The sequence below is a fragment of the Xanthomonas sp. D-109 genome (genome assembly GCF_017746095.1).
GTDB lineage: Bacteria > Pseudomonadota > Gammaproteobacteria > Xanthomonadales > Xanthomonadaceae > Xanthomonas_A > Xanthomonas_A sacchari.
The window spans coordinates 20,447-40,914 of the sequence record NZ_JAGHWV010000012.1 but is presented as its reverse complement, the minus strand read 5'-3'; the positions used below and the strand labels follow the sequence as shown (position 1 = coordinate 40,914).

The window sequence follows — 20,468 nt, the reverse complement described above, 5'->3', positions numbered from 1 at the left end:
GCGGTCAGCGCGGTGGGCGGGCGCGACGCGGCGCCGGCGCTCAGCCGGCCACGAACTCCAGGCCCGTCGCCTGCAGCAGCCGGCGTCGGGTCAGCGGCCCGAAGCGCAGCGCCTCGCACAGGCCGTGCAGCATGTCGGCATCGGCCGCGCCGCGCGCGAAATCCGCGGTGGCGGTGTGCAGCGGCGCGTCCAGGGCGATGGTGGTCAGTTGCCGCCACAGCAGCGCGTGTTCGCGTTGCTCGCGCAGGCGCACGGCCATCTGCGCGGCGCCGCGCAGGCGCAGGAACGCCACTTCGTCGACCCGTGCCAGCAGCGTGTCCAGGTCGCCGAAATGCGCCAGCAGGATCGCCGCCGACTTGGCGCCGATGCCGGTGACGCCGGGGATGTTGTCGATCGCATCGCCGGTCAGCGCCAGGTAGTCGGCGATCTGGTGCGCATGCACGCCGTGGCGCGCCTTGACCCCGGCCGCGCCCCAGCGCTGGCCGCGGCCGTAGTCCCATTGTTCGTCGAACTCCAGCAGCAACTGCGACAGGTCCTTGTCGGCGGAGACGATCACGCCGTGGAAGCCGTTGCCGCGGGCGCTGTGCAGGGCGCTGCCGATCAGGTCGTCGGCCTCGTAGTCGTGGTGCGCCAGCACGCCCAGGCCGAGGGCCGCGCACAGCGCCTTGCAGTGCGCGAACTGGCGGCGCAGCGCGTCCGGTGCCGGCGCGCGGTTGGCCTTGTACGCGGTGTACAGCCGATGCCGGAAGCAGCTGTCCAGCGCCTCGTCGAAGGCGATCACGATGTGCTGCGGTCGCTCGCGCTCGAGCAGGTCGAGCAGGAAGCGGGCGAAGCCGTGCACCGCATTGGTCGGCCAGCCCTGCGCGTCCTGGAACTCGTCGGGAATCGAATGCCAGGCGCGGAACACGTACAGGCTGGCGTCGACCAGGTACAGCGGCCGCGACACGGGCAGGCCTGCGTTCACGGCGTCCAGTCGCTGAGCAGCGCGCGCGGGTCCGGCCGCTCGCGCTCCGGCACGTCGAGGCGGGCGGTGCCGATATGGATGAAGCCGGCGACATGCTCGTGCTCGGCCAGGCCCAGTCGCGCGGTCACCGTTTCGTCATACGCCATCCAGCCGGTCAGCCACTGCGCGCCGAAGCCGTAGGCCTGCGCCGCCTGCAGCAGCGCGAAGCACACCGATCCGGCGGTCATCCACTGTTCGATCTCCGGCACCTTGTGCCCGGGCTGCAGGCACGCGATGACCGCGATCACCAGCGGCGCGTGGGCGAAGCGTTCGCGGTCCTTCTCCACCGCCGCCGGCGCCGCGCCGGGATCGCGCTGCAGGGTGCGCGCGGCGAGGATGTCGCCCAACGCCTGACGCGCCGGGCCGGCGATGCGCAGGAAGCGGAACGGCACCAGCTTTCCGTGATCGGGGACACGCACTGCCGACTGCAGCATCGCCAGCAGCGTCTCCGCGTCCGGTCCCGGCTCGCCCAGCTGCTTGGATGGCACCGAACGGCGCGCATCCAGCGCTTGCAGCGAATGAATTGTGCGCATAGTCTCGATTCCGTGGGGCGGGCGCGGAATTATAGTCGGGCGCTCGCAGGCGGCAGCGGATGCCGCGGTTACACGGACAATCACGTTGCGTTGCTGATCTGCCGCTAGCTTCCGAATTGACGTCGGTCTCACTGCCGCCTGCGTATCACACTGCCATGACCCTTGCTGAATACGCTGAAGAGTTGTCGCCCAGCCGCAATGCGGATCTGCTCGAGCAGGTCCGCGACGTGGTGTCGGTTCCGCTCGCCGGCGCGTTCGGCGAGGTGCTGGATGTGCTCGCCGAGGCGCTGTTCCGCATGGCCGAGCGCGCCGGGCCGGCGCAGAACGACTATTTCGAGGCGATCCAGTTGTTGCGCCAGCAGCGCGAGCCGATCGCCGCGCGTTTCCGCGCGCATCTGGCCCAGGCCTGGCAGGCGCTGGAAGCCGGGCGCCCGTTGTCGGTGGAGCGCAGCCTGGCGCGCGAGCGCGGCGACCTCAGCCTGGTCTCGGAACAGGAGTTGGACGTGCGCCTGGCGGTGCGCAACCTGGCCGGCGCGATCCAGCACCGCTGGCGGCCGGAGCTGATGCGGCTGAACCGGTTCCTCGGCTTCATCGCCGGCGGCCAGCGCATCGATGCCGACAACAACCCGTTCGGCCCCGAGCACGTGGGCGCGGCGGTGTACGCGGCGCTGCACGGACTGGTGCTGGCGCCGCAGGTGCAACTGGCGATCGTCAAGATCTGCGAACAGGAACTGCAGGAGCGCGTCGGCGAGCTGTATGCGCAACTGGAGCAGCGCCTGAACGAGGTCGCGCGCGCCCGCGCGCTGCCCAGCGGGCGTCCGCGCCGTCGTGCCATCCCGCGCCTGGGCGCGAGCGAGGACGAGGCGGCGCCGGACTGGATCAGCCGCTTCTTCGAGAACTGGGACACCGCCGCGCCGTTGTCGGCGGCGCAGCGCCGTGCCGCGCGCGCGCTGGACGCGCACGCGCGCAACGAGCAGGAAGTACTGCCGCCGGCGCTGCGCGCGCTGCTGCACGAGGCGCAGCCGGAGGCGGGCCCGGGCGACGGCCGGCGCTGCCTGTCGCCGCGCGAGGTGCTGTCTGTGCTGTCGCTGCTGCAGACCATGCCGTTGGCCGGATTCGCCGCGGTCTGCGAACACGGCGGCCCGCTGGCGCAGGGCCTGCGCCGGCAGATCGCCGGGGTCGGCGCCTCGCTCGGCCTGGACCCGGCCAGCACCTGCCTGGACCCGGCCGATGCCGACACCCTGGATCTGGTCGGCCTTCTGTTCGACGTGATGCTCGAGGAATGCGTGCTGCAGCCGGCGCAGCGCGAACTGCTGGGGCAGATGCTGGTGCCGATGGCCAAGGTGGCGCTGATCGACGGCCGCCTGTTCGTGCGCGACGGCCATCCGGCGCGGCGCCTGCTCAACCTGCTGGCCGACGCCTGCGACGGCAATGCCGGCAACACCGGCCCGGAGCAGGCGCTGCTGGCGCAGGCGCAGGCGGCGGTGGAGCGGGTGGTGCGCGATTTCGACGAGCACCTGGCGGTGTTCCTGGCGCTGGAGGCCGAGTTCGGCAGCGCCTACGAGCAGTACCGGCGCCGGGTGGAGATCGCCGAGCGCCGCGCGGCCGAACTGCAGCGGGCCGAGGAGCGCCGCGAGGTCGCCCGGCAGCGCGCCGCGCAGGCCCTGCACGAGCTGCTGCAGCAGGCCGGCGACGACCTGACCCTGCCGCTGCCCATCGAGGCGTTCCTGCGCCAGTCCTGGTGCCAGTACGTGCAGCAGTCGGCCTTGCGCGACGATGGCCAGGGCAGCGCGCTCGCCGCGGCGCTGGCGCTGGGCGATGCGGTGCTGGCGCAGTGCCGCCAGGCCCAGGCCGGCGTGGCGCCGGCGGAAGGTTGGCTGCAGCCGCAGCATGCCGAGCTGACCCGGCTGTGGACCAGCGTCGGCCTGGACGCCGCGGCGGCCGAAGCCGCCTGGCAGGCCCTGCACACGGCGCTGGACGACCTGGCGCATGCGCGGCCGCTGCAGGCCGCGCTGCCCGCGACGGGCGTGGACGTGCCCGAGCCGCCCGCCGCCGAGACCGTGCCGGCGCTGCCGGAACCGGCCCAGGCCACCGATTTCGACCACATCACCGCCGATTACTTCCGCAACCTGCCGTTGGGGACCTGGCTGGACTTCGTCGACCGCGAAGGCCGCGTGCAACCCGGCAAGCTGACCTGGGTGAGTCCGATCTCGGCGCGCCTGCTGTTCGTCAACCGTCGCGGCGGGCGACTGTGCGTCGCCTCGGCCGAGGCGCTGGCGGTGATGGCGCGGCTGGACCGGCTGCGCCTGCATCGCGACGACGATGCCTTCTACAGCGCCATGCAGGGCGTGGTCGACCGCCTGGAACGGGTGGCGGTCGCGGCCTGAGCGGTTGCGCATTCAGGCCGCGCTGCACACGCGGTTACGCTGCCGACCGCTACGATTCTGCTCGGGGTCACGTTCTGGAGCGAGAAATGCGTAGCCCGTCACGGTCGATATTCAGCTACCTTGCCTACCATGCAGGAGCGGAAACAGGGGCCGCGTCTGTTTGTCCTCCACCATTCCTCCATCTGGCGCCGTCCATGGCGCGGAGCCGTCGCGCATGAGTTTCAGCCCCAGCCCGCACGCACACCCGGCGCGTGACCCGCGCCTGTTGACGCAGGCGCGCGAGGGCATGCTGCCGGTGCTGGGCCAGGCCTTCGCCGAGGCGCTGGCGCACTTCGACGACGTGCTGTTCGACCGCGCCGAGAGCGCGGGTGCGTCGCAGCTGCTGTTCCTGGACGGGATGCGCGAGTTGCGGCGCCGCCGCGACGAGATCGCTGCGCGCTTCCGCGCGCAACTGCATACCGCCTGGGAGGCGCTGGAGGCCGGCGCGCCGTTGTCGGCCGAAGTCGCCCTGGCCGGCTATGGGCAGGGCCTGAGCCTGATCTCCGAACACGAACTGGAATCGCGGCTGGCGGTGCGCAACCTGGCCAGCGTGCTGCTGCGCGAGTGGAAGCCGGTGCTGACCCGCATCGACCGGCGCCTGGGCTGGATCGCTGGCGGCCTGGAACTGGATGCGGACACCAACCCGATCGGCCCCGAACACATCGGCGTGGCGGTGCATGCCGCGTTCTCCACCAGCGACCTGGCCCCGGAAGTGCGGCTGGTGCTGATCAAGCTGTGCGAGCGCGACTTCACCGCCGGGGTCGGCAAGCTCTACCAGGACCTGGACGACAGCCTCGCCCAGGCCGGGGTGATGCCGGAGATCTCGCGGCCACGCACGCCGCCGCCGCGCCGCGCGCCGCCGCCGGAGCAGCGCCCGCCGCGCGACACCGGGGCTGCGGCCGATGCCGGCATCGGCGCCGAGCTGGGCGAGGACGAGGAACACTACGCGCCGGCCTGGGCCAATCGCTTCGTCAACCGGTGGGCCGAGCGCCGCGGCAGCCTGCAGGCCGGCGAGCGCTACGAGGACTCCGAGGCGCGCCTGCCCGGCGGCAGCCAGGGCGTGTTGCTGGAGGCGCTGCACGAACTGCTGCAGCAGACCCGCAACGCGCGCGAGAGCGCCACCTCCGCGGCGACCGCGGCGGTCGGCCAGCAACGGCCGCTGAGCCAGCGCGAGATGATGTCGGTGCTGTCGCTGCTGCAAGCCACGCCCAGCGCCACCCTGCGCGCGGCGATCGGCGACGACAGCGAGTCATTGGCGCAGCGGCTCAAGAGCGAGGTGCTGTCCAACGCCACCCAGTTCGGCGTGGACCCGGCGCATGCACGGCTGGATCCGGTCGACGAGGATGCGATCGACCTGGTCGGCATGCTGTTCGACGTGATGCTCGACGAGCGCGACCTGGAAGGCCGTTCGCGCGAACTGATCGGCCGGCTGGTGGTGCCGTTCGTCAAGGTCGCGCTGCTGGACCGGCGCATGTTCGTGCAGAAGACCCATCCGGCGCGGCGCCTGCTCAACTCGCTGGCCGAGGCCTGCGAGGGCAACACCGGCGAGAGCCAGGCCGAGCGCGTGCTGATGGGCAAGGTCGAGGAGATCATCGACCGGCTGGTGGCCGACTTCAACGAGAACCTGGCGATCTTCCTGACCCTGGAAGAGGAATTCCGCGATTTCCTGGTGCAGCACCGCCGCCGCATCGAGATCGCCGAGCGTCGCGCCGCCGAGACCCAGCGCGGCCAGGAAAAGCTGGAACTGGCGCGGCAGCGCGCCGAGGCCGAACTGCAGCTACGCCTGCAGGGGCGACAGTTGCCGCAGGCGCTGCAGGATTTCCTGCGCCAGCCGTGGCAGCACCACCTGACCATGGCGATGCTGCGCGAAGGCGAGGGCGGCCCCGGCGTGCGCGATGCGCTGGCGCTGGCCGACGGCCTGCTCGAGGAAGCTGCCGAGGCGCAGCGGCACATCGTCGGCAAGCCCTGGCTGCAGGCCTGGCAGGGCGCGCTGCAGCGGGTCTTCGCCAGCGTCGGCCTGCACGCCGAGGCGGCCGCGGCGGCGATCGATGCGCTGCACGACACGCTGCAGGCGGTGGCCGAACTGCGCCCGGAACTGGAGCGGCCGCTGCCGGAACTGCCGCAGGTGGCGCTGCCGCAACCGCCGGTGCAGGAGGCGCAGCCGGTGGAGGTGGCGCCGCCGCAGACCATGGACGATTTCGACAATGCCGACGCCGACCGCTTCCGCGCGATGCCGATCGGCACCTGGCTGGATTTCGTCGACCGCGACGGCAAGATGCAGGCCGGCAAGCTGTCGTGGGTGAGCCCGATCTCGTCGCGCCTGCTGTTCGTCAACCGCCGCGGCGTGCGCTTCTGCGTGGCCTCGCCGGAAGAACTGGCGGTGATGGTGCGGCTGGGCCGGCTGCGCGCGCATGTGGACGACGGCGCCTTCGACAGCGCCATGCAGGGCGTCATCGACCGGCTGGATCCGCACAGCCCGACCTTGCACTGAGGCGCGCTGGCGCCGTCCGCCTGCGCTGCGACGGCGTGGCGCCTTTTCTCTCCTAGGCGGTGCGGTGGCAGCGCAAGCGCGTCATCGGCGGCCAGTAGCGGTCGCCAACGCAACATATACCGCGTGCGACCGCATGCAGCGGCGAACTCAATACAGCGGCGTGCCCGCCTTGTACGCGGCCACGAACGACTGCCAATCCAACTGCACCTGCGCGGCGTAGTCGAACGCGAACTGGCGCAGTTCCGATTTCAGCCCGCTCTTGCTGGTGGCCGCCTGGTCGATCTGCTTGTCGATGCTGTAGGGCACCACGTTCGGGTCGTAGTCCTGGTCGGCCAGGGCGTGCGCCGAGGCCAGGGCCTGGCCCAGGTAGGTGGCGGCGGTGGCGAGCTTGCCGGCGCTGTCCAGCGCGGTCGGGTCCAGGTCCTGCTGGAACGGCGACTTCTCGTGCACGTAGAACGGGGTGCCGTTGACGCTGGCGTAGCCGACCAGCACGTCGGCGTCGATGGTCTGCGCCTTGGCGGTGCGCGCCACCCGCGCGCCCTCGTTGTTGTCGTAGGTGGAGGCCGGCATCTGCGACGGCGCCGCCACCGCGACCACGCTGGCCGCTTCCTGCTTCCACTCCAGGATCACGTCGTCGCTGGTCGACGCGCTCGGGCCTTCGATGAGCACGTACAGGCGCAGGCGGCCGAGGCTGCCGGTGCCCGAACCCAGCTTCTGGTGAACGTCCTTGATGGTGTAGTAGCTGGCCGCATAGCGCTTGGACGCGGCGATCGAGCCGATGTAGCCGTTCATCGCCGCGGCCACCGCCGAGGCGGTGCCGGTATCCACCGCGACCAGGTTGTCCAGGTCCTGGAACTGGCGCTTGCCGCCGCTGACCACCGTGTATTTGGACAGCAGGCTGCTGCGGCTCTTGCCGTCGGCGCTGTCGATGGCCTTGGCGACGGCGCCGCTGGTGTTGCGCTTGCTCAACTGGAAGCTTTCCTCGGCGTCACTGCCGCGGAAATCGGCGATCTTGTCCAGGTAGGCGCCGACCATGGTGTCGATGGCGTCGCCGATGTCGCTGTCGGACAGGCCGTTGTCGCGGCCGGCCAGGACCATGCTCGCGGCCAGCCGGCGCAGGTCCCACACGTACTGGCCGAGGTGGCCTTCGTCGAAGTCGGCGACCTTGAACACCGCCTTGCCGCTGCTGTCGCGCGCCGCATCGAAGTTGCCGAGGTGGGTGTCGCCGCCGAGCCAGGTGTAGCCGGTCTGCGGCGAGGTCCACAGCGAACCCGGCAGGGTCGTCATGTCCTGGTAGAAGATGTGGTCGGTGCCGCGGTAGAAGGCGTAGGCGCTGGTGGCCATGGTCGCCATCTTGGTGTCCAGTTCGGCGCGCTGCGCGGCGTAGGGATGGTTGTAGTCGTGGATCTGCTGCACCACCCAGGCGTCGCGCTTGCTCGCTGCCGTCGCGCCCCCGGCGCATGCGGCAAGGGTCAGGCCGATCAGCAGCAACTGCGGCAGGCGGGTGGACATCGCAGGTCTCCAGGCGCGGACGAAGGAACCTGCAGTCGACCACGCGTGCATTGCACGCAGATGAACCGCCCATCGCTCCTAGAAGTAGCGCAGCCAGGCCTGGTCGCGGCGCCGCGCCTTGAGCCGCGCGAACGCGGCGGTGGGCCAGTACAGGGCCAGCCCCAGCGCCGCGGCGATCGCCCACAGCGCGGCCACGCTGTCCACGCCGAAGACGGCGCCGTGATTGGCGCCCCACAGCGCCAGCGCGGCCAGGTAGGCGAGCTTGAGCACGTACAGGTGCAGCAGGTAGAAGAACATCGGCGCCGCGCCGATCGCCGCCAGTGGCGCCAGCCAACGCGCCACGGCGGGGTGTTCGTACAGGCGCAGCAACAGCAGGCCCACGCCCAGGGTCAGCAGCAGGAACTGCAGCGACGGCGGGTACTTGGTGACGTTGAAGAAGCTCATCGCGGTATGCGCGAGGTCGTCCTGCGCCTGCCAGGGCGCATCGCCATAGCCGTTGTGCCAGCGCAGCAGGTGGAAGCCGGCCAGCGCGCCCAGCCCCCAGGCCAGCAGGCGCTGCTGGCGTTGCGCCGGGTCGGTGGCGGCGCCGTACCAGGGGCCGGCGGCGTAGCCGAGCGCGATCACCCCGATCCACGGCAGCACCGGGTAGGAGGTGCGCAGGCGCAGCTCGCCCAGTTCCAGCCAGCGCCGGTCGTGCAGCACCGCCCAGGCGGCCGCGAGCGGGCCGTCGCCCTGCACCTGCACGGCGTCCAGCAGGTGGTGGCCGGCGACCAGCGCCGCGCCCAGCAGGGCCAGCGCCGGGCGCGGCAGCCACAGCAGTGCGGCGAGGGCGAGCATGCTCAGGCCGATCGCCCAGATCACCTGCAGGTACAGCGCCTGCGGCGGGAAGGCGCCGCTCCAGGCCAGGTTGACCAGGGTCAGCTCCAGCACGATCAGGAACAGGCCGCGCTTGAGCAGGAAACGGGCGGCCGCCGCGCGCCCGTCGGCCTGCCTGGACGCAGACAGCCACGCCGACAGGCCGGTCAGGAACACGAACACCGGTGCGCACAGGTGGGCCAGGGTGCGCGCGACGAACAGCGCCGGCGCGGTGCCTTCCACGTCCATCGGGTCGCCGACCGGGTGGTGCAGGTAGAAGGTCTCGCGTACGTGGTCGAGCAGCATCAGCAGCATCACCGTGCCGCGCAGCAGGTCGATCGAGGCCAGGCGTGTGTTGGCCGTGGCAGCGGCGGGCAGGACGAAGGATGCGGGCGCGGCGGAAACGGAAGCAGCGGGCGGCATGCGTGACGGCGGGTGTCGAGTATTGAAACAATATAACATCTGCGCGTCGGGCGCCGGCCGCGTGCGCCGTCGCGCCCCTGGTTGTCACGCGGGGCGATGGCTCATCGTGCCGACGGCGCTCACGCAGGCAGGGCGAGGGGGCGCGATCCTTCGCGACGCGGGCAGCTGTCCCCGGATCGCGTCGTCAGGCCGCCGCGCCTGCACCGCCGCGGCGGCGCAAGGCTCAGTCCTCGCCGATGTCCTCGTTCCACACGTCCGGGTGCGCGGCGATGAAGCCGCCGAGCAGGTCGATGCACTCCTGGCTGTGCAGGTCGATGACCTCCACGCCGCTCTCGCGCAGCCAGTCGATGCCGCCCTGGAATGTCACCGATTCGCCGACCACCACCGTGCCGATGTTGAACTGCCGCACCAGGCCGCTGCAGTACCAGCACGGTGCCAGGGTGGTGACCATGATGGTGTCCTTGTAGCGGCGCTGGCGTCCGGCCTTGCGGAAGGCGTCGGTCTCGCCGTGCACGGACGGGTCGCCCTCCTGCACGCGGCGGTTGTGGCCGCAGCCGAGCAGGCGGCCGTCGCGGTGGTACAGGGCGGCGCCGATCGGGATGCCGCCCTCGGCCAGGCCCTGGCGGGCTTCGGCGATGGCGGTGTCGAGCAGGGCGCGGTAGTCGGGCGTGGTCAGCATGGCAGGGCCGGGGGAAGGGAGTGGCCGGCAGTCTGGCCCAGGCGGCCGGCGGCTGTCATCCCGGGCGGCGCTTCACCGGCACGCGGCGGCCGGCAGTGCGATAATCCCGTCATGAGCGAATCCCCCTACAAGACCGGTACCACCCATTTCGGCTTCCGCGACGTCGCCGCCAAGGACAAGCAGAAGCTGGTCGGCGAGGTCTTCACCTCGGTCGCCGGCAACTACGACCTGATGAACGACCTGATGAGCATGGGCATCCATCGGGTCTGGAAGCGCTATTTCGTCGCCACCGCGCAGGTCAAGCCGGGCGACCGCGTGCTCGACCTGGCCGGCGGCACCGGCGACATCGCCGCGCTGCTGAAGGACCGGGTCGGCGCCGACGGCGAGATCGTGCTGGGCGACATCAACGCCGGCATGCTCTCGGTGGGCCGTGACCGCCTCACCAACCGCGGCCTGGTCGCGGGCCTGGACTACGTGCAGTGCAACGCCGAGGCGCTGCCGTTCCCGGACCAGAGCTTCGACCTGGTGACCATCGCCTTCGGCCTGCGCAACGTCACCGACAAGGACGCGGCGCTGCGCGAGATGTACCGCGTGCTCAAGGTCGGCGGCCAGGCGCGGGTGCTGGAGTTCTCCGAAGTCACCGCCGACTGGTTCAAGCCGCTGTACGACTTCCATTCGTTCAAGGTGCTGCCGCGCCTGGGCAAGCTGTTCGCCAGGGACGCCGACAGCTACCAGTACCTGGCCGAGAGCATCCGCAAGCATCCGCCGCAGGATGCGCTGAAGGGCATGATGGAAGAGGCCGGCTTCGCCCGCAGCCACTACAAGAATCTCACCGGCGGGATCGTGGCGATCCATTCGGGCTATAAGATCTGAGAAGCCGGGAATCGGGAATCGGGATTCGGGAATCGCAAAAGCGGGCGATCGGTGGCTGACTGATCGCGGGGCTGTGTTGTGTTCTTGTGGGAGGGACTTCAGTCCCGACGCGCGGTCCTTCAGTGCCGGCGCAAGCACACGCCGCAGGGGCGCTGAAGGCGATGATGGAAGAAGCCGGCTTCGCCCGCAGCCACCACAAGAACCTGGTCGTCGGCATCGTGACGGTCCATTCGGGCTACATGATCTGAGTAGACCCGGGATTGGGGAGTGGTAATCCGCGATTCGTCAGTGCGCATCGCACTGCGGTTGCGAATCTCCACTCCAGAATCCCCAATCCCGGCCTTCCGGTAGACTGCGGGTTTTCCTCGAACCGGTTACTGCCATGCGTTCCCCGTTCCTGTTGTTGTCCCTGGCCGCGATGGTCGCGTCCGGGTGTTCCCGTGAAGCACCTGCGCCCGATGCGGCCGCACCTGCCGCCAAGCCAGCGCCCGCCGCGGCCAAGCCCGCCGACCGCAGCCACGACGAGACCTCCTACGCCGAGCCGTCCAAGGTCGTGATCAAGGATCTGGCGCTGGATCTGAAGCTGGATTTCGACAGCAAGCAGATCGGCGGCACCGCCACCTACACGCTGGACTGGAAGGACAAGAGCGCCAAGCAACTGGTGCTGGATACGCGCGACCTGACCATCGAGAAGGTGCAGGCCGACGACGGCAAGGGCCAGCAGGCGCCGCTGCAGTACGCGCTGGCGCCGGCCGACAAGATCTACGGCAGCAAGCTGACCATCGAGGCGCCGACGCAGCCGCAGACGATCAGCATCACCTACCACACCGCGCCGACCGCCTCGGGCCTGCAGTGGCTGGAGCCGTCGATGACCGAGGGCAAGAAGTTGCCCTTCATGTTCAGCCAGTCGCAGGCGATCCACGCGCGCTCGTGGGTGCCGCTGCAGGACACGCCGAGCGTGCGTTTCACCTACAGCGCGCACGTGGTCTCGCGTCCTGACGTGATGGTGCTGATGAGCGCCGACAACGATCCCAAGGCGGTGCGCAACGGCGACTACCGCTTCAAGATGCCGCAGCCGATCCCGTCCTACCTGCTGGCCATCGCCGCCGGCGACCTAGTGTTCAAGCCGATCTCCGCGCGCTCGGGCGTGTGGGCCGAGCCGGCGATGGTCGACAAGGCGGCCAAGGAGTTCGAGGACACCGAGAAGATGATCGTGGCCGCGGAGACGCTGTACGGCCCGTACCGCTGGGGCCGCTACGACATGCTGGTGCTGCCGCCGTCGTTCCCGTTCGGCGGCATGGAGAATCCGCGCCTGACCTTCGCCACCCCGACGGTGATCGTCGGCGACAAGTCGCTGGTGTCGCTGATCGCGCACGAACTGGCGCATAGCTGGTCCGGCAACCTGGTGACCAATGCCAGCTGGAAGGACATCTGGCTCAACGAAGGCTTCACCACCTACGTGCAGGCGCGCATCACCGAGGCACTGTACGGCCCCGAAGCGGCGGAGATGGAGCGCGAGATCGACCAGACCGATCTGCTGGCCGAACTGAAGGGCATGAGCCCGGCCGACCAGGCGCTGGCGCTGCCGGCGCTGACCGAGCGCGATCCGGACGAGGCGCTGAGCCAGGTCGCCTACGTCAAGGGCGCATGGTTCCTGCAGTTCCTGGAGCAGCGCTTCGGCCGCGACACCTTCGATCCGTTCCTGCGCGGCTGGTTCGACGACCACGCGTTTCAGAGCGCCAACACCGACCAGTTCGTCGAGTATCTGAAGACCCACCTGCTGTCGAAGAAGCCCAACGCGGTGACCGCGCAGGAGCTGCATGCGTGGCTGGACGAGCCGGGCATTCCGGCGTTCGCGCAGAAGGCGCGTTCGCGCAATTTCGCCATGGTCGACACCGCGCGCATCGCCTGGAGCGGCAGCGGCACGCTGCCGGGCAAGCAGGTGACCGATGCGTGGAGCACCCAGGAATGGACGCGCTTCCTGAGCGGCCTGGGCGACAAGCTCACCCCGGCGCAGCTCAAGCAGCTCGACGACGCCTACCACTTCACCGGCACCGCCAATGGCGAGATCGCCATGCGCTGGTATCCGCTGGCGATCCGCAGCGGCTACCTGGACGCGCGCCCGGCCGCCGGCGAATTCATTGCCCGCGTCGGCCGCCGCAAGCTGATCCTGCCGATCTACGCCGAACTGGTGAAGACCCCGGACGGACTGGCCTTCGCCGAGGAGGTGTTCGCCAAGGCCAAGCCCGGCTACCACCCGATCACCACGGTGTCGGTGCAGGAAATGCTGGACAAGGCCAAGGCCGGCAACACCGCGCACTGACGCCCGTCGCCTGCTGAAGACCGCGCACACGGCGCCGGGAGCGATCCCGGCGCCGTGTGCGTTTGCAAGGCCTGCATGATGCGGCGGGCGTGCCATGCGGAAGCGGCGATCGCTGCAACAGTTCGGTGCGCGCACGCTGCGCCAGATGCTCATGCGCGGCGTCGCCTGCGCGTCCTGCACGATGCGCGCCTGTCCAGTGCGGCGTTAACGAATTCCACACATGCCGCTGCTCGCACGCAGCGACCCGTTGCCACGCATTCGCGATATCCTCGGCAGTCCCGATGGTCCCCGGTCCGTGCGCGCATGACCCCGTTCGCCACCGCCTCCCTGGTCTCCGCTGCAAGCGCCATTGCCACGGCAGGACATTGCCGATGCCGATGCGAGCGGAATCGCCTGCGTGTGTCGAGGGGCTGCTGAGATGACCGACGCGCATCTGCTGTCCGGTTCCCTGCTGGCCGCGCTGCCGGATGCGCGTGGTGGCGAAATCTTCACCGAACTGCTGCGGCGCTCCGGTTGCCGCGCCGAGCGCATCGTCTCGTACGGGCAGACCACGCCGCAGGACACGCCCTATGTGCAGGCGCACGACGAATGGGTGCTGCTGTTGCGCGGCAGCGCGCGGGTGGCGCTGGGCGAGCGCGAGGTCGCGCTGGCACCGGGCGATCATCTGTTCATCCCGGCCGATACGCCGCATTGGGTGACCTTCACCGATCCCGACCAGCCGACGGTGTGGCTGGCCCTCCATCTCGGCGAAGCCGACGTGGTGGTGTGAGCGCATGATCCGTCTCCGCCTTCCGGTGTCGCCATGCTGGTGCTGACAATGGCCTGGCTGCTGCTGGCCGGCGTGCTGCTGCTGGTGGCCGCGCTGGTCGGCGTGGTGCTGGTGCTGCGCGATCCGTTCCTGCTGGTGCGCCTGGAGAGCCTGCGCCAGCGCCGCGGCAGCGGGCTGCAGCGGCGCCAGGCGCAGGTCGCCGGACACAGCTGGACCTATCTGGTGCGCGCCGCGGCCGATCCCGCCGCGCCGACCCTGCTGCTGGTGCACGGCTTCACCGGCAGCAAGGAGAACTGGCTGCCGCTGGCGCGCGCGCTGGGCACGCGCTATCACCTGGTGATCCCGGATCTGCCCGGCTGGGCCGAGAGCCAGCGCATCGCCGGGCAGGACTACGGGTTCGTCGCGCAGGCCGAGCGCGTGGCCGCGTTCGCCGCGCAGTGCGCACGGCGTGCGGGCAGCGAATGCGTGCTGCTCGGGCATTCGATGGGCGGCGGCATCGCCGCACTGGCCGCGGCGCGCCATCCCGCCGTGTTCGACCGGGTCGGCCTGTTCAACGCCGCCGGCGTGCGCTTCGCCGACAACGTCTTCGGCCAGGCGGTGCTGGACGGGCACAATCCGTTCGCGGTGCACGATGCTGGGTCGCTGCAGCGCTACATCGACACCGTGTTCCTGCTCGAGCGCGCCAAGCCGCGCATCCCGCGCTGGGCGGTGCCGGCGGTGGTGGCCTGGCGCCGCCGCGAGGCCGCGTTCGAGCAGCAGGTACTGGCGCGCATCGGCCGCGGCGAGGAGGCGTTCCTGCCGTTCGAGGAGGCCGCGCGCATTCGCCAGCCCGCGCTGCTGCTGAATTGCGTGCAGGACGCGGTGATCGACGCCAGCGCGCTGGCGCTGTACGCGCAACGCCTGCCGCAGGCGATCCAGGTGCTGCTGGACGGCAGCGGCCACATGTCCATCGTCGAAAAGCCCGCCGAGGTCGCGCAGGCCATCGACGCCCTGATCCAACGAGGAACCCCACGATGAAACGCATCCTGCTCGGCGCGCTGTGCGCCGTCGCCCTGGCCGCTTGCGGCGATCACGAGGCCGAGCGCAAGGCGCAGGCCGCGGCCGAAGCGCAGGCCAAGGCGCAGGCGGCCGACGACCTGGCCAAGCAGTACGATGCCGCGGTGAAGTCCGGCAACTGGGATCTGGCGCGGATCCATGGCGCGGCGCTGCTGCAGCAGTATCCCGGGTCGGATGCGGCCGAACGCATCCAGCCCGGCTATGCCGAGGTCAAGGCCAAGGGCGAGGCGGCGCGCGAGCTGCGGCGCATGCAGGCGGCCTGGCAGTACTCGCAGGTGCCGGCCGGCAAGGGCGTGCAGCGCTCGGCGATGCTGTACAGCCGCGACAAGGTCGATGTCGACGGCAGCGGACCCAAGCCGGTGCAACTGGTGTTCCGCGACCACCCGGAATGGAAGCGCAGCGCCTACCTGGTGCTGCAGTCCGGCGATTTCCGCTGCGCCGGTGGCTGCAAGGTGGAACTGAAGGCCGACGACGCGCCGCCGCACGCGGCCGCGGCCTGGCGGCCCAAGACCGACGAGGCCATCGCCATGTTCATCAGCGACGACAAGGCGCTGTGGAAGCTGGCGCGCAAGACCACGGTGCTGCAGATCACCTTTCCGGTGAAGGCCGGCGGCACCCGCACCGCGGTGTTCGAGACCGGCGGTCTGGACGGCGCGCAGATGCCGGGCTGGGATTGAGCGCGATGCACGCCGCCACGCCGCCGTCGGCGCAAGCCCTGCGCCAGGTCCGCCACTGGGTGTTTGACATGGACGGCACGCTGACCCGCGCCGTGCACGATTTCGCGCTGATCCGCCGCGAACTGCAGATCCCGCCGCAGGCCGACATCCTGCAGCACCTGGCGGCGTTGCCGGACGCGCAGCGCGCCAGCAAGCACGCCTGGCTGCTGGAGCATGAGCGGGTGCTGGCCCAGGAGGCCACCGCGGCCAACGGCGCGCCGGCGCTGCTGCGCACCCTGCGTGCGGCCGATTGCCGGCTGGCGGTGCTGACCCGCAACGCGCGCGAGCTGGCGCAGTTGACCCTGGAGGAGATCGAGGTCGACGACCTGTTCGAGGAGGTGGCCATCCTCGGTCGCGACGAGGCCCCGCCCAAGCCGCATCCCGGCGGCCTGCTGCAATTGGCCGAGCACTGGGGCGTGGCCCCGCAGGCGCTGGCGATGGTGGGCGATCACGCCTACGACCTGCAGTGCGGGCGCCACGCCGGTGCGACGACCGTGCTGTTGCATCCGGACAACCCCTGGCCGGCGCTGGCCGACCTGCACTTCGCCGATTGCGCCGCGCTGCTGGCGTGGTGGCAGGACGGCGTCGCGCCGCAGCCCCACTGACCGCACGCCGCGGCGGCTGACGGCTGCCGCGGCCTCACTTTCCCCTGCCGCGCACCAACGCACGGGCCTGGATGGCGCAGGGTGTGCCACCGAGACGTGTGCTCACACTGCGCCACGGGCGATGCAACGGCGTGGCACAAAGTGTCACGTTCTCGAGACGCCTGCGGCCGCCTGGATGGACGCCTTCAGGGCGGCACCTGGCGTCGTGATCCGCACGTCAAGGGATGTTGCATCGCAGCGCTGCGATGGCATGGACGTTGCTCGCATACACCCACGCTTCAGGTTCCGTGGCACACGCCGACCCAGGTGCAGCTGTCGCGGCTCTTCAACGAGGGGAGTAGAACGATGCACAGTCATTCACGTCGTACCCAGGCTTGTACGTTGCTCGCGCTTGCCACTGCGTTGGCGCTGGCGGGTTGCAAGAAGCAGGAAGAGACCCCGGCACCAGCCGCACCGGCCGCCGCCGCACAGCAACCGCCGGCCGCTGCGCCGGCCGCCGTCGCCGATACCGACAGCGAGTTCGCCACCAATGCCGCCAACCCCGACAACTGGGGTGGCATCGGTCGCGACTTCGGCCTGAACCGGCATAGCCCCTTGGCCGAGATCAACCGCGACAACGTCAAGAACCTGAAGATGTCGTGGGAGATGAAGACCGACGCCACCCGCGGCCACGAAGGCCAGCCGCTGGTGATCGGCAGCACCATGTACATGGTCAGCGCCTATCCGAACAACGTGTTCGCGATCGACCTGTCGCAGGAAGACAACGGCAAGGTGCTGTGGAAGTACACCCCGCAGCAGGACGAGCGCGCGGTGGCGGTGGCCTGCTGCGACACGGTCAACCGCGGCGCCTCCTATGCCGACGGCAAGGTGGTGTTCGGCAGCCTCAGCGGCGACGTGATCGCGCTCGATGCCAAGACCGGCAAGGAAGTGTGGAAGCAGAAGCTCGCCTATCCGGAGAAGGGCGAGACCATCACCATGGCCCCGATCATCGCCGACGGCAAGGTGGTGGCCGGCATCAGCGGCAACGAGTTCGGCGTGCGTGGGCGTGTCGCCGCGTACGCGCTGGCCGACGGCAAGCAGGCCTGGTCCTGCGAGGCCACCGGCACCGACAAGGACATCTGCCTCGGCCCGGACTTCAACAAGGCCAATCCGCAGCACGGCCAGCTCGGCGACCTCGGCCAGAAGACCTATCCCGACGAAGGCTGGAAGCGCGGCGGCGGCGCGGCGTGGGGCTGGTACAGCTACGACCCGAAACTCAAGCTGGTCTACTACGGCACCGGCAATCCCGGCCTGTGGAGCCCGTCGTACCGCTGCGGCAAGACCACGCAGAAGGAATGCGATACCGGCGAGTACGACAACAAGTGGTCGATGACCCTGTTCGCGCGCAAGATCGACACCGGCGAGGCGGTGTGGGGCTACCAGAAGACCCCGTTCGACCAGTGGGACTACGACGGCATCAACGAGCCGATCCTGGTCGACCTGACCATCGACGGCAAGCAGGTGCCCTCGGTGGTGCAGTTCGACCGCAACGGCTTTGCCTACGTGCTCGACCGCCGCGACGGCACCCTGCTGCGCGCCAACAAGTTCGTGCCGGCCAACTGGGCAGAGCGCATCGACATGAAGACCGGGCGCCCGGTCAAGGTCGCGGCGCACTCGCCGCTGGAGCGCGGCCGCAAGGTCGAGGCGTTCCCGTCGGCGATGGGCGGCAAGGACCAGCAGCCGTGCTCGGTGGATCCGGCCAACTCGGCGGTATTCTTCTGCGGCACCAACAACTGGCACATGGAGCTCGACCCGCAGGAGCGCGGCAACACCATGATGGGCCTGCCGTACGTGTTCGCCAACGTGCTGATGAAGCCGAACGAGCCCGGCGCGCTGGGCATCGTCAAGGCGTTCGACGTGGTCGAGGGCAAGTCCAAGTGGGAGATCAAGGAGAAGTTCCCGGTGTGGAGCGGCACCCTGGTCACCGACGGCGGGCTGGTGTTCTACGGCACGCTGGACGGCTGGTTCCGCGCGGTGGACAAGGACACCGGCAAGAAGCTGTGGGAGACCAAGCTGCCCTCGGGCATCATCGGCAACCCGATCGCCTACAAGGCCAATGGCCACCAGTACGTGGCGGTGTTCTCGGGCATCGGCGGCTGGATCGGCCTGCCGGTCGCCGCCGGCCTGGATCCGGGCGATCCGTACGGCGCATTGGGTGCCGCGGGCCTGGCCTTCAGCAATGGCTTCGACAAGATTCCGTTGGGCGGCATGGTGCACACCTTCCGCATCGACGGCGCCGGCAAGACCGTCACGCCTACCACGACCGCCACCGCGGCCGCGGCCGCGGGCGGCGGCAGCGCGGCAGTTGCCGCCAAGACGGTGCGATGAGCCGGCGGCGCCGCGTCCAGGGTGCGAGCGGGTGCCGCATGGCGCCTGCCTCGTGGCGCCTGCCTGCGGGCGCGCGCGCCGTGTTGCTGTTGTGCAGCCTCGGACTCGTCGCCGCAGGCTGCACGCGCGAGCCGTCGTCCGCGACGGCTCGCGCTCCTGCTGCCCCGCCCGCCGCTGCGGCGCCGGCCTCCGCCGCGCCCGCCACGACGCTGCCGGCCGATGCGCCGGTGCTGCGGGTCTGCGCCGATCCCGGCAACATGCCGTTGTCCGATCGCGCAGGCGAGGGCTTCCAGAACAAGATCGCCCAGGTGGTGGCCGCGGAGATGGGCCGGCGCCTGGAATACGAATGGCGCAGCTACTACCAGCGCGGCCTGGCGCGCAGCACGATCAACGCCGGGCGCTGCGACGTGCTGATGGACATGAACAGCGACTTCGAGATGGGCCTGCCCACGCGCCCGCTGTATCGCTCCACCTATGTGCTGGTCACGCGCAAGGGCCTGGATCTGCGCCCGGCGTCGCTGGACGATCCGGCGCTGAAACGACTCAAGGTCGGCGTGTTCCAGAGTTCGCCGGCGCGGCAGGCGCTGTTCGACCATGGCGTGCAGGGCGAGGTGCAATACCTGTTCTACGACTCGGCCAGCGCACCGCAGGAGCATCCCGGCAAGCTCGCCGAGCAGGTCGCCGCCGGCAAGCTCGATGCCGCCGAATCCTGGGGGCCGGTGGCCGGCTACTACGCCGCGCGCGGCGGCCTCGGCGTGGTGCCGCTGAATGTCATCGACAACGAAGTGCTGGAGTATTCGATGGCGTGGGCGGTGTCGCGCAAGAACGCGGACCTGCGCGATGCGCTGAACGCGGCGATGCAGCGCAGTGCCGGCAAGATCGGCGCGATCCTGCGCGACTATCACGTGCCGCTGGTGGCCTGCGCCGATTGCATCGTTGCCGGCGACCTGCGCTCGCACGGTCCCTATACGGTGCCCGACGACCGGGACGACACGCCGAGCGCGCAGGCCTCCTCGGACATGCTGGCGCAATTGCAGCTGCGCATCGCCGGCGGCGCCGATCCCAACGAGGAACTGGCGCACGCGCTCGATGCCGGCGACGGCGTGCGCGTGGCCTGGCTGCTGCGCCATGGCGCCAGCGCCGACACGCCCAACCAGCTCGGCGAGCCACCGCTGCAGCAGGCGATCCGCAACCAGGCGCCGCTGCTGGTCGGCGAACTGCTGGCCGCCGGTGCCAAGGTCGAAAACCGCGACAGCAATGGCTGGACGCCGCTGATGAAGGCGGCCTGGTCCAACGATGGCAAGAGTGTCGCGCAGTTGCTGGCGCATCGCGCCAAGGTCGAGGCGGTGTCCGCCGACGGCTGGACGCCGCTGGACCTGGCCATCTCCTACGCCGATGCCGACGTGGTGCAGGCGCTGCTCGATGCCGGCGCCAGCGTGCGCCACGCCAACCCGGCCGGCTTCACCCCGGTGATGTTCGCGGTGGCGCGCAACGAGCCGAAGATCCTCGATTTGCTGCTCAAGCGCGGCGCCGAGCCCGACCGCGCGAATCGGGCCGGCGTCACTCCCTTGATGCTCGCTGCCGCCGCCGGTCGCGAGGACAGCGCCCGGCGCCTGCTCGCCGCCGGCGCCAGCGCCGATGCGCGCGACGCCGACGGCAAGACGCCCGCGGCGCTGGCCCAGCAACGCGGCAATGCCGAACTCGCCCACCTGTTGACGGAGGCCCAGCACCGACGCACGCAATGACCGCTTTCTGTCGTCCCGCACATGCCGCCCGCGCGGCCTGCTCTTCCCATCGTGCACTCCGCAAAGGTTCTGTCCCCATGCGTCCTGCTTCC

At 70.3% G+C, this 20,468-nt stretch carries 14 protein-coding genes and 2 pseudogenes; 11 read left to right on the top strand and 5 right to left on the bottom strand.

The window, feature by feature from the left end:
• Window positions 1–40 precede the first annotated feature (40 nt).
• Both J7357_RS13150 and J7357_RS13145 read right to left on the bottom strand, forming a co-directional pair.
• Window positions 41–964 carry a 5'-3' exonuclease H3TH domain-containing protein gene (locus tag J7357_RS13150; RefSeq protein WP_209247086.1) on the bottom strand — a complete coding sequence of 308 codons (924 nt, stop codon included), beginning with the start codon at window positions 962–964 and terminating at the stop codon, window positions 41–43.
• Window positions 961–1,536 (bottom strand): nitroreductase, encoded by a 576-nt coding sequence (locus tag J7357_RS13145; RefSeq protein ID WP_209247084.1) that lies wholly within the window; start codon window positions 1,534–1,536, stop codon window positions 961–963. The genes J7357_RS13150 and J7357_RS13145 overlap by 4 nt, the downstream gene beginning before the upstream one ends.
• Window positions 1,537–1,691: 155 nt before the next feature.
• Here J7357_RS13145 and J7357_RS13140 point away from each other — a divergent pair, with 155 nt between their 5' ends.
• Both J7357_RS13140 and J7357_RS13135 read left to right on the top strand, forming a co-directional pair.
• Window positions 1,692–3,923, top strand: coding sequence for a DUF1631 family protein (locus J7357_RS13140; protein ID WP_209247082.1), 2,232 nt, complete (start codon window positions 1,692–1,694; stop codon window positions 3,921–3,923).
• Between the two features lie 214 nt (window positions 3,924–4,137).
• The gene (locus tag J7357_RS13135) at window positions 4,138–6,453 is read left to right on the top strand and encodes a DUF1631 domain-containing protein (protein ID WP_209247080.1); all 2,316 of its coding nucleotides are present in this window, start codon (window positions 4,138–4,140) and stop codon (window positions 6,451–6,453) included.
• Between the two features lie 147 nt (window positions 6,454–6,600).
• On the opposite strand, the gene J7357_RS13130 is transcribed toward J7357_RS13135, so the two are convergent.
• The 3 genes from J7357_RS13130 to J7357_RS13120 all read right to left on the bottom strand — a co-directional run bounded on the left by J7357_RS13130 (window position 6,601) and on the right by J7357_RS13120 (window position 9,922).
• Entirely contained in the window at window positions 6,601–7,965 is a 1,365-nt protein-coding gene (locus J7357_RS13130) for a DUF2252 family protein (RefSeq protein ID WP_209247078.1), read from the bottom strand.
• Window positions 7,966–8,043: 78 nt separating this feature from the next.
• A complete protein-coding gene (locus tag J7357_RS13125) occupies window positions 8,044–9,243 on the bottom strand; it encodes a heparan-alpha-glucosaminide N-acetyltransferase domain-containing protein (protein ID WP_209247076.1) in 1,200 nt (399 codons plus the stop codon).
• A 223-nt stretch (window positions 9,244–9,466) separates the two neighbouring features.
• Window positions 9,467–9,922 carry a nucleoside deaminase gene (locus J7357_RS13120; protein WP_010341927.1) on the bottom strand — a complete coding sequence of 152 codons (456 nt, stop codon included), beginning with the start codon at window positions 9,920–9,922 and terminating at the stop codon, window positions 9,467–9,469.
• A 111-nt stretch (window positions 9,923–10,033) separates the two neighbouring features.
• Here J7357_RS13120 and ubiE point away from each other — a divergent pair, with 111 nt between their 5' ends.
• The 9 genes and pseudogenes from ubiE to J7357_RS13075 form a co-directional block, all read left to right on the top strand.
• Complete coding sequence (gene ubiE, locus J7357_RS13115) at window positions 10,034–10,795, top strand: bifunctional demethylmenaquinone methyltransferase/2-methoxy-6-polyprenyl-1,4-benzoquinol methylase UbiE (RefSeq protein ID WP_209247074.1); 762 nt, start codon at window positions 10,034–10,036, stop codon at window positions 10,793–10,795.
• Between the two features lie 149 nt (window positions 10,796–10,944).
• Window positions 10,945–11,043, top strand: a pseudogene (locus J7357_RS13110) (class I SAM-dependent methyltransferase); the annotation flags it as partial.
• A gap of 134 nt (window positions 11,044–11,177) precedes the next feature.
• Complete coding sequence (locus J7357_RS13105; protein WP_209247072.1) at window positions 11,178–13,118, top strand: M1 family metallopeptidase; 1,941 nt, start codon at window positions 11,178–11,180, stop codon at window positions 13,116–13,118.
• A 418-nt stretch (window positions 13,119–13,536) separates the two neighbouring features.
• Complete coding sequence (locus tag J7357_RS13100) at window positions 13,537–13,887, top strand: cupin domain-containing protein (protein ID WP_209247070.1); 351 nt, start codon at window positions 13,537–13,539, stop codon at window positions 13,885–13,887.
• A gap of 33 nt (window positions 13,888–13,920) precedes the next feature.
• The gene (locus J7357_RS13095) at window positions 13,921–14,904 is read left to right on the top strand and encodes an alpha/beta fold hydrolase (protein WP_209247068.1); all 984 of its coding nucleotides are present in this window, start codon (window positions 13,921–13,923) and stop codon (window positions 14,902–14,904) included.
• Window positions 14,901–15,620: a hypothetical protein gene (locus tag J7357_RS13090; RefSeq protein ID WP_017910020.1), complete on the top strand. Its 720-nt coding sequence runs from the start codon at window positions 14,901–14,903 to the stop codon at window positions 15,618–15,620. Before J7357_RS13095 ends, J7357_RS13090 begins: the two co-directional genes overlap by 4 nt.
• Before the next feature lie 5 nt (window positions 15,621–15,625).
• Complete coding sequence (locus tag J7357_RS13085) at window positions 15,626–16,264, top strand: HAD family hydrolase (protein WP_209247067.1); 639 nt, start codon at window positions 15,626–15,628, stop codon at window positions 16,262–16,264.
• 345 nt (window positions 16,265–16,609) lie between these two features.
• Entirely contained in the window at window positions 16,610–18,631 is a 2,022-nt protein-coding gene (locus J7357_RS13080) for a methanol/ethanol family PQQ-dependent dehydrogenase (RefSeq protein ID WP_209247065.1), read from the top strand.
• A gap of 80 nt (window positions 18,632–18,711) precedes the next feature.
• A pseudogene (locus J7357_RS13075) lies at window positions 18,712–20,376 on the top strand (quinoprotein dehydrogenase-associated putative ABC transporter substrate-binding protein); the annotation flags it as partial.
• Window positions 20,377–20,468: the final 92 nt, after the last annotated feature.

Bases quoted from the DNA above. Each gene is read 5' to 3' on its own strand.
- J7357_RS13145 (WP_209247084.1), bottom strand. From the start codon at position 1,536: ATGCGCACAATTCATTCGCTGCAAGCGCTGGATGCGCGCCGTTCGGTG.
- J7357_RS13140 (WP_209247082.1), top strand. From the start codon at position 1,692: ATGACCCTTGCTGAATACGCTGAAGAGTTGTCGCCCAGCCGCAATGCG.
- J7357_RS13135 (WP_209247080.1), top strand. From the start codon at position 4,138: ATGAGTTTCAGCCCCAGCCCGCACGCACACCCGGCGCGTGACCCGCGC.
- J7357_RS13130 (WP_209247078.1), bottom strand. From the start codon at position 7,965: ATGTCCACCCGCCTGCCGCAGTTGCTGCTGATCGGCCTGACCCTTGCC.
- J7357_RS13125 (WP_209247076.1), bottom strand. From the start codon at position 9,243: ATGCCGCCCGCTGCTTCCGTTTCCGCCGCGCCCGCATCCTTCGTCCTG.
- J7357_RS13120 (WP_010341927.1), bottom strand. From the start codon at position 9,922: ATGCTGACCACGCCCGACTACCGCGCCCTGCTCGACACCGCCATCGCC.
- ubiE (WP_209247074.1), top strand. From the start codon at position 10,034: ATGAGCGAATCCCCCTACAAGACCGGTACCACCCATTTCGGCTTCCGC.
- J7357_RS13105 (WP_209247072.1), top strand. From the start codon at position 11,178: ATGCGTTCCCCGTTCCTGTTGTTGTCCCTGGCCGCGATGGTCGCGTCC.
- J7357_RS13100 (WP_209247070.1), top strand. From the start codon at position 13,537: ATGACCGACGCGCATCTGCTGTCCGGTTCCCTGCTGGCCGCGCTGCCG.
- J7357_RS13095 (WP_209247068.1), top strand. From the start codon at position 13,921: ATGCTGGTGCTGACAATGGCCTGGCTGCTGCTGGCCGGCGTGCTGCTG.
- J7357_RS13090 (WP_017910020.1), top strand. From the start codon at position 14,901: ATGAAACGCATCCTGCTCGGCGCGCTGTGCGCCGTCGCCCTGGCCGCT.
- J7357_RS13085 (WP_209247067.1), top strand. From the start codon at position 15,626: ATGCACGCCGCCACGCCGCCGTCGGCGCAAGCCCTGCGCCAGGTCCGC.
- J7357_RS13080 (WP_209247065.1), top strand. From the start codon at position 16,610: ATGCACAGTCATTCACGTCGTACCCAGGCTTGTACGTTGCTCGCGCTT.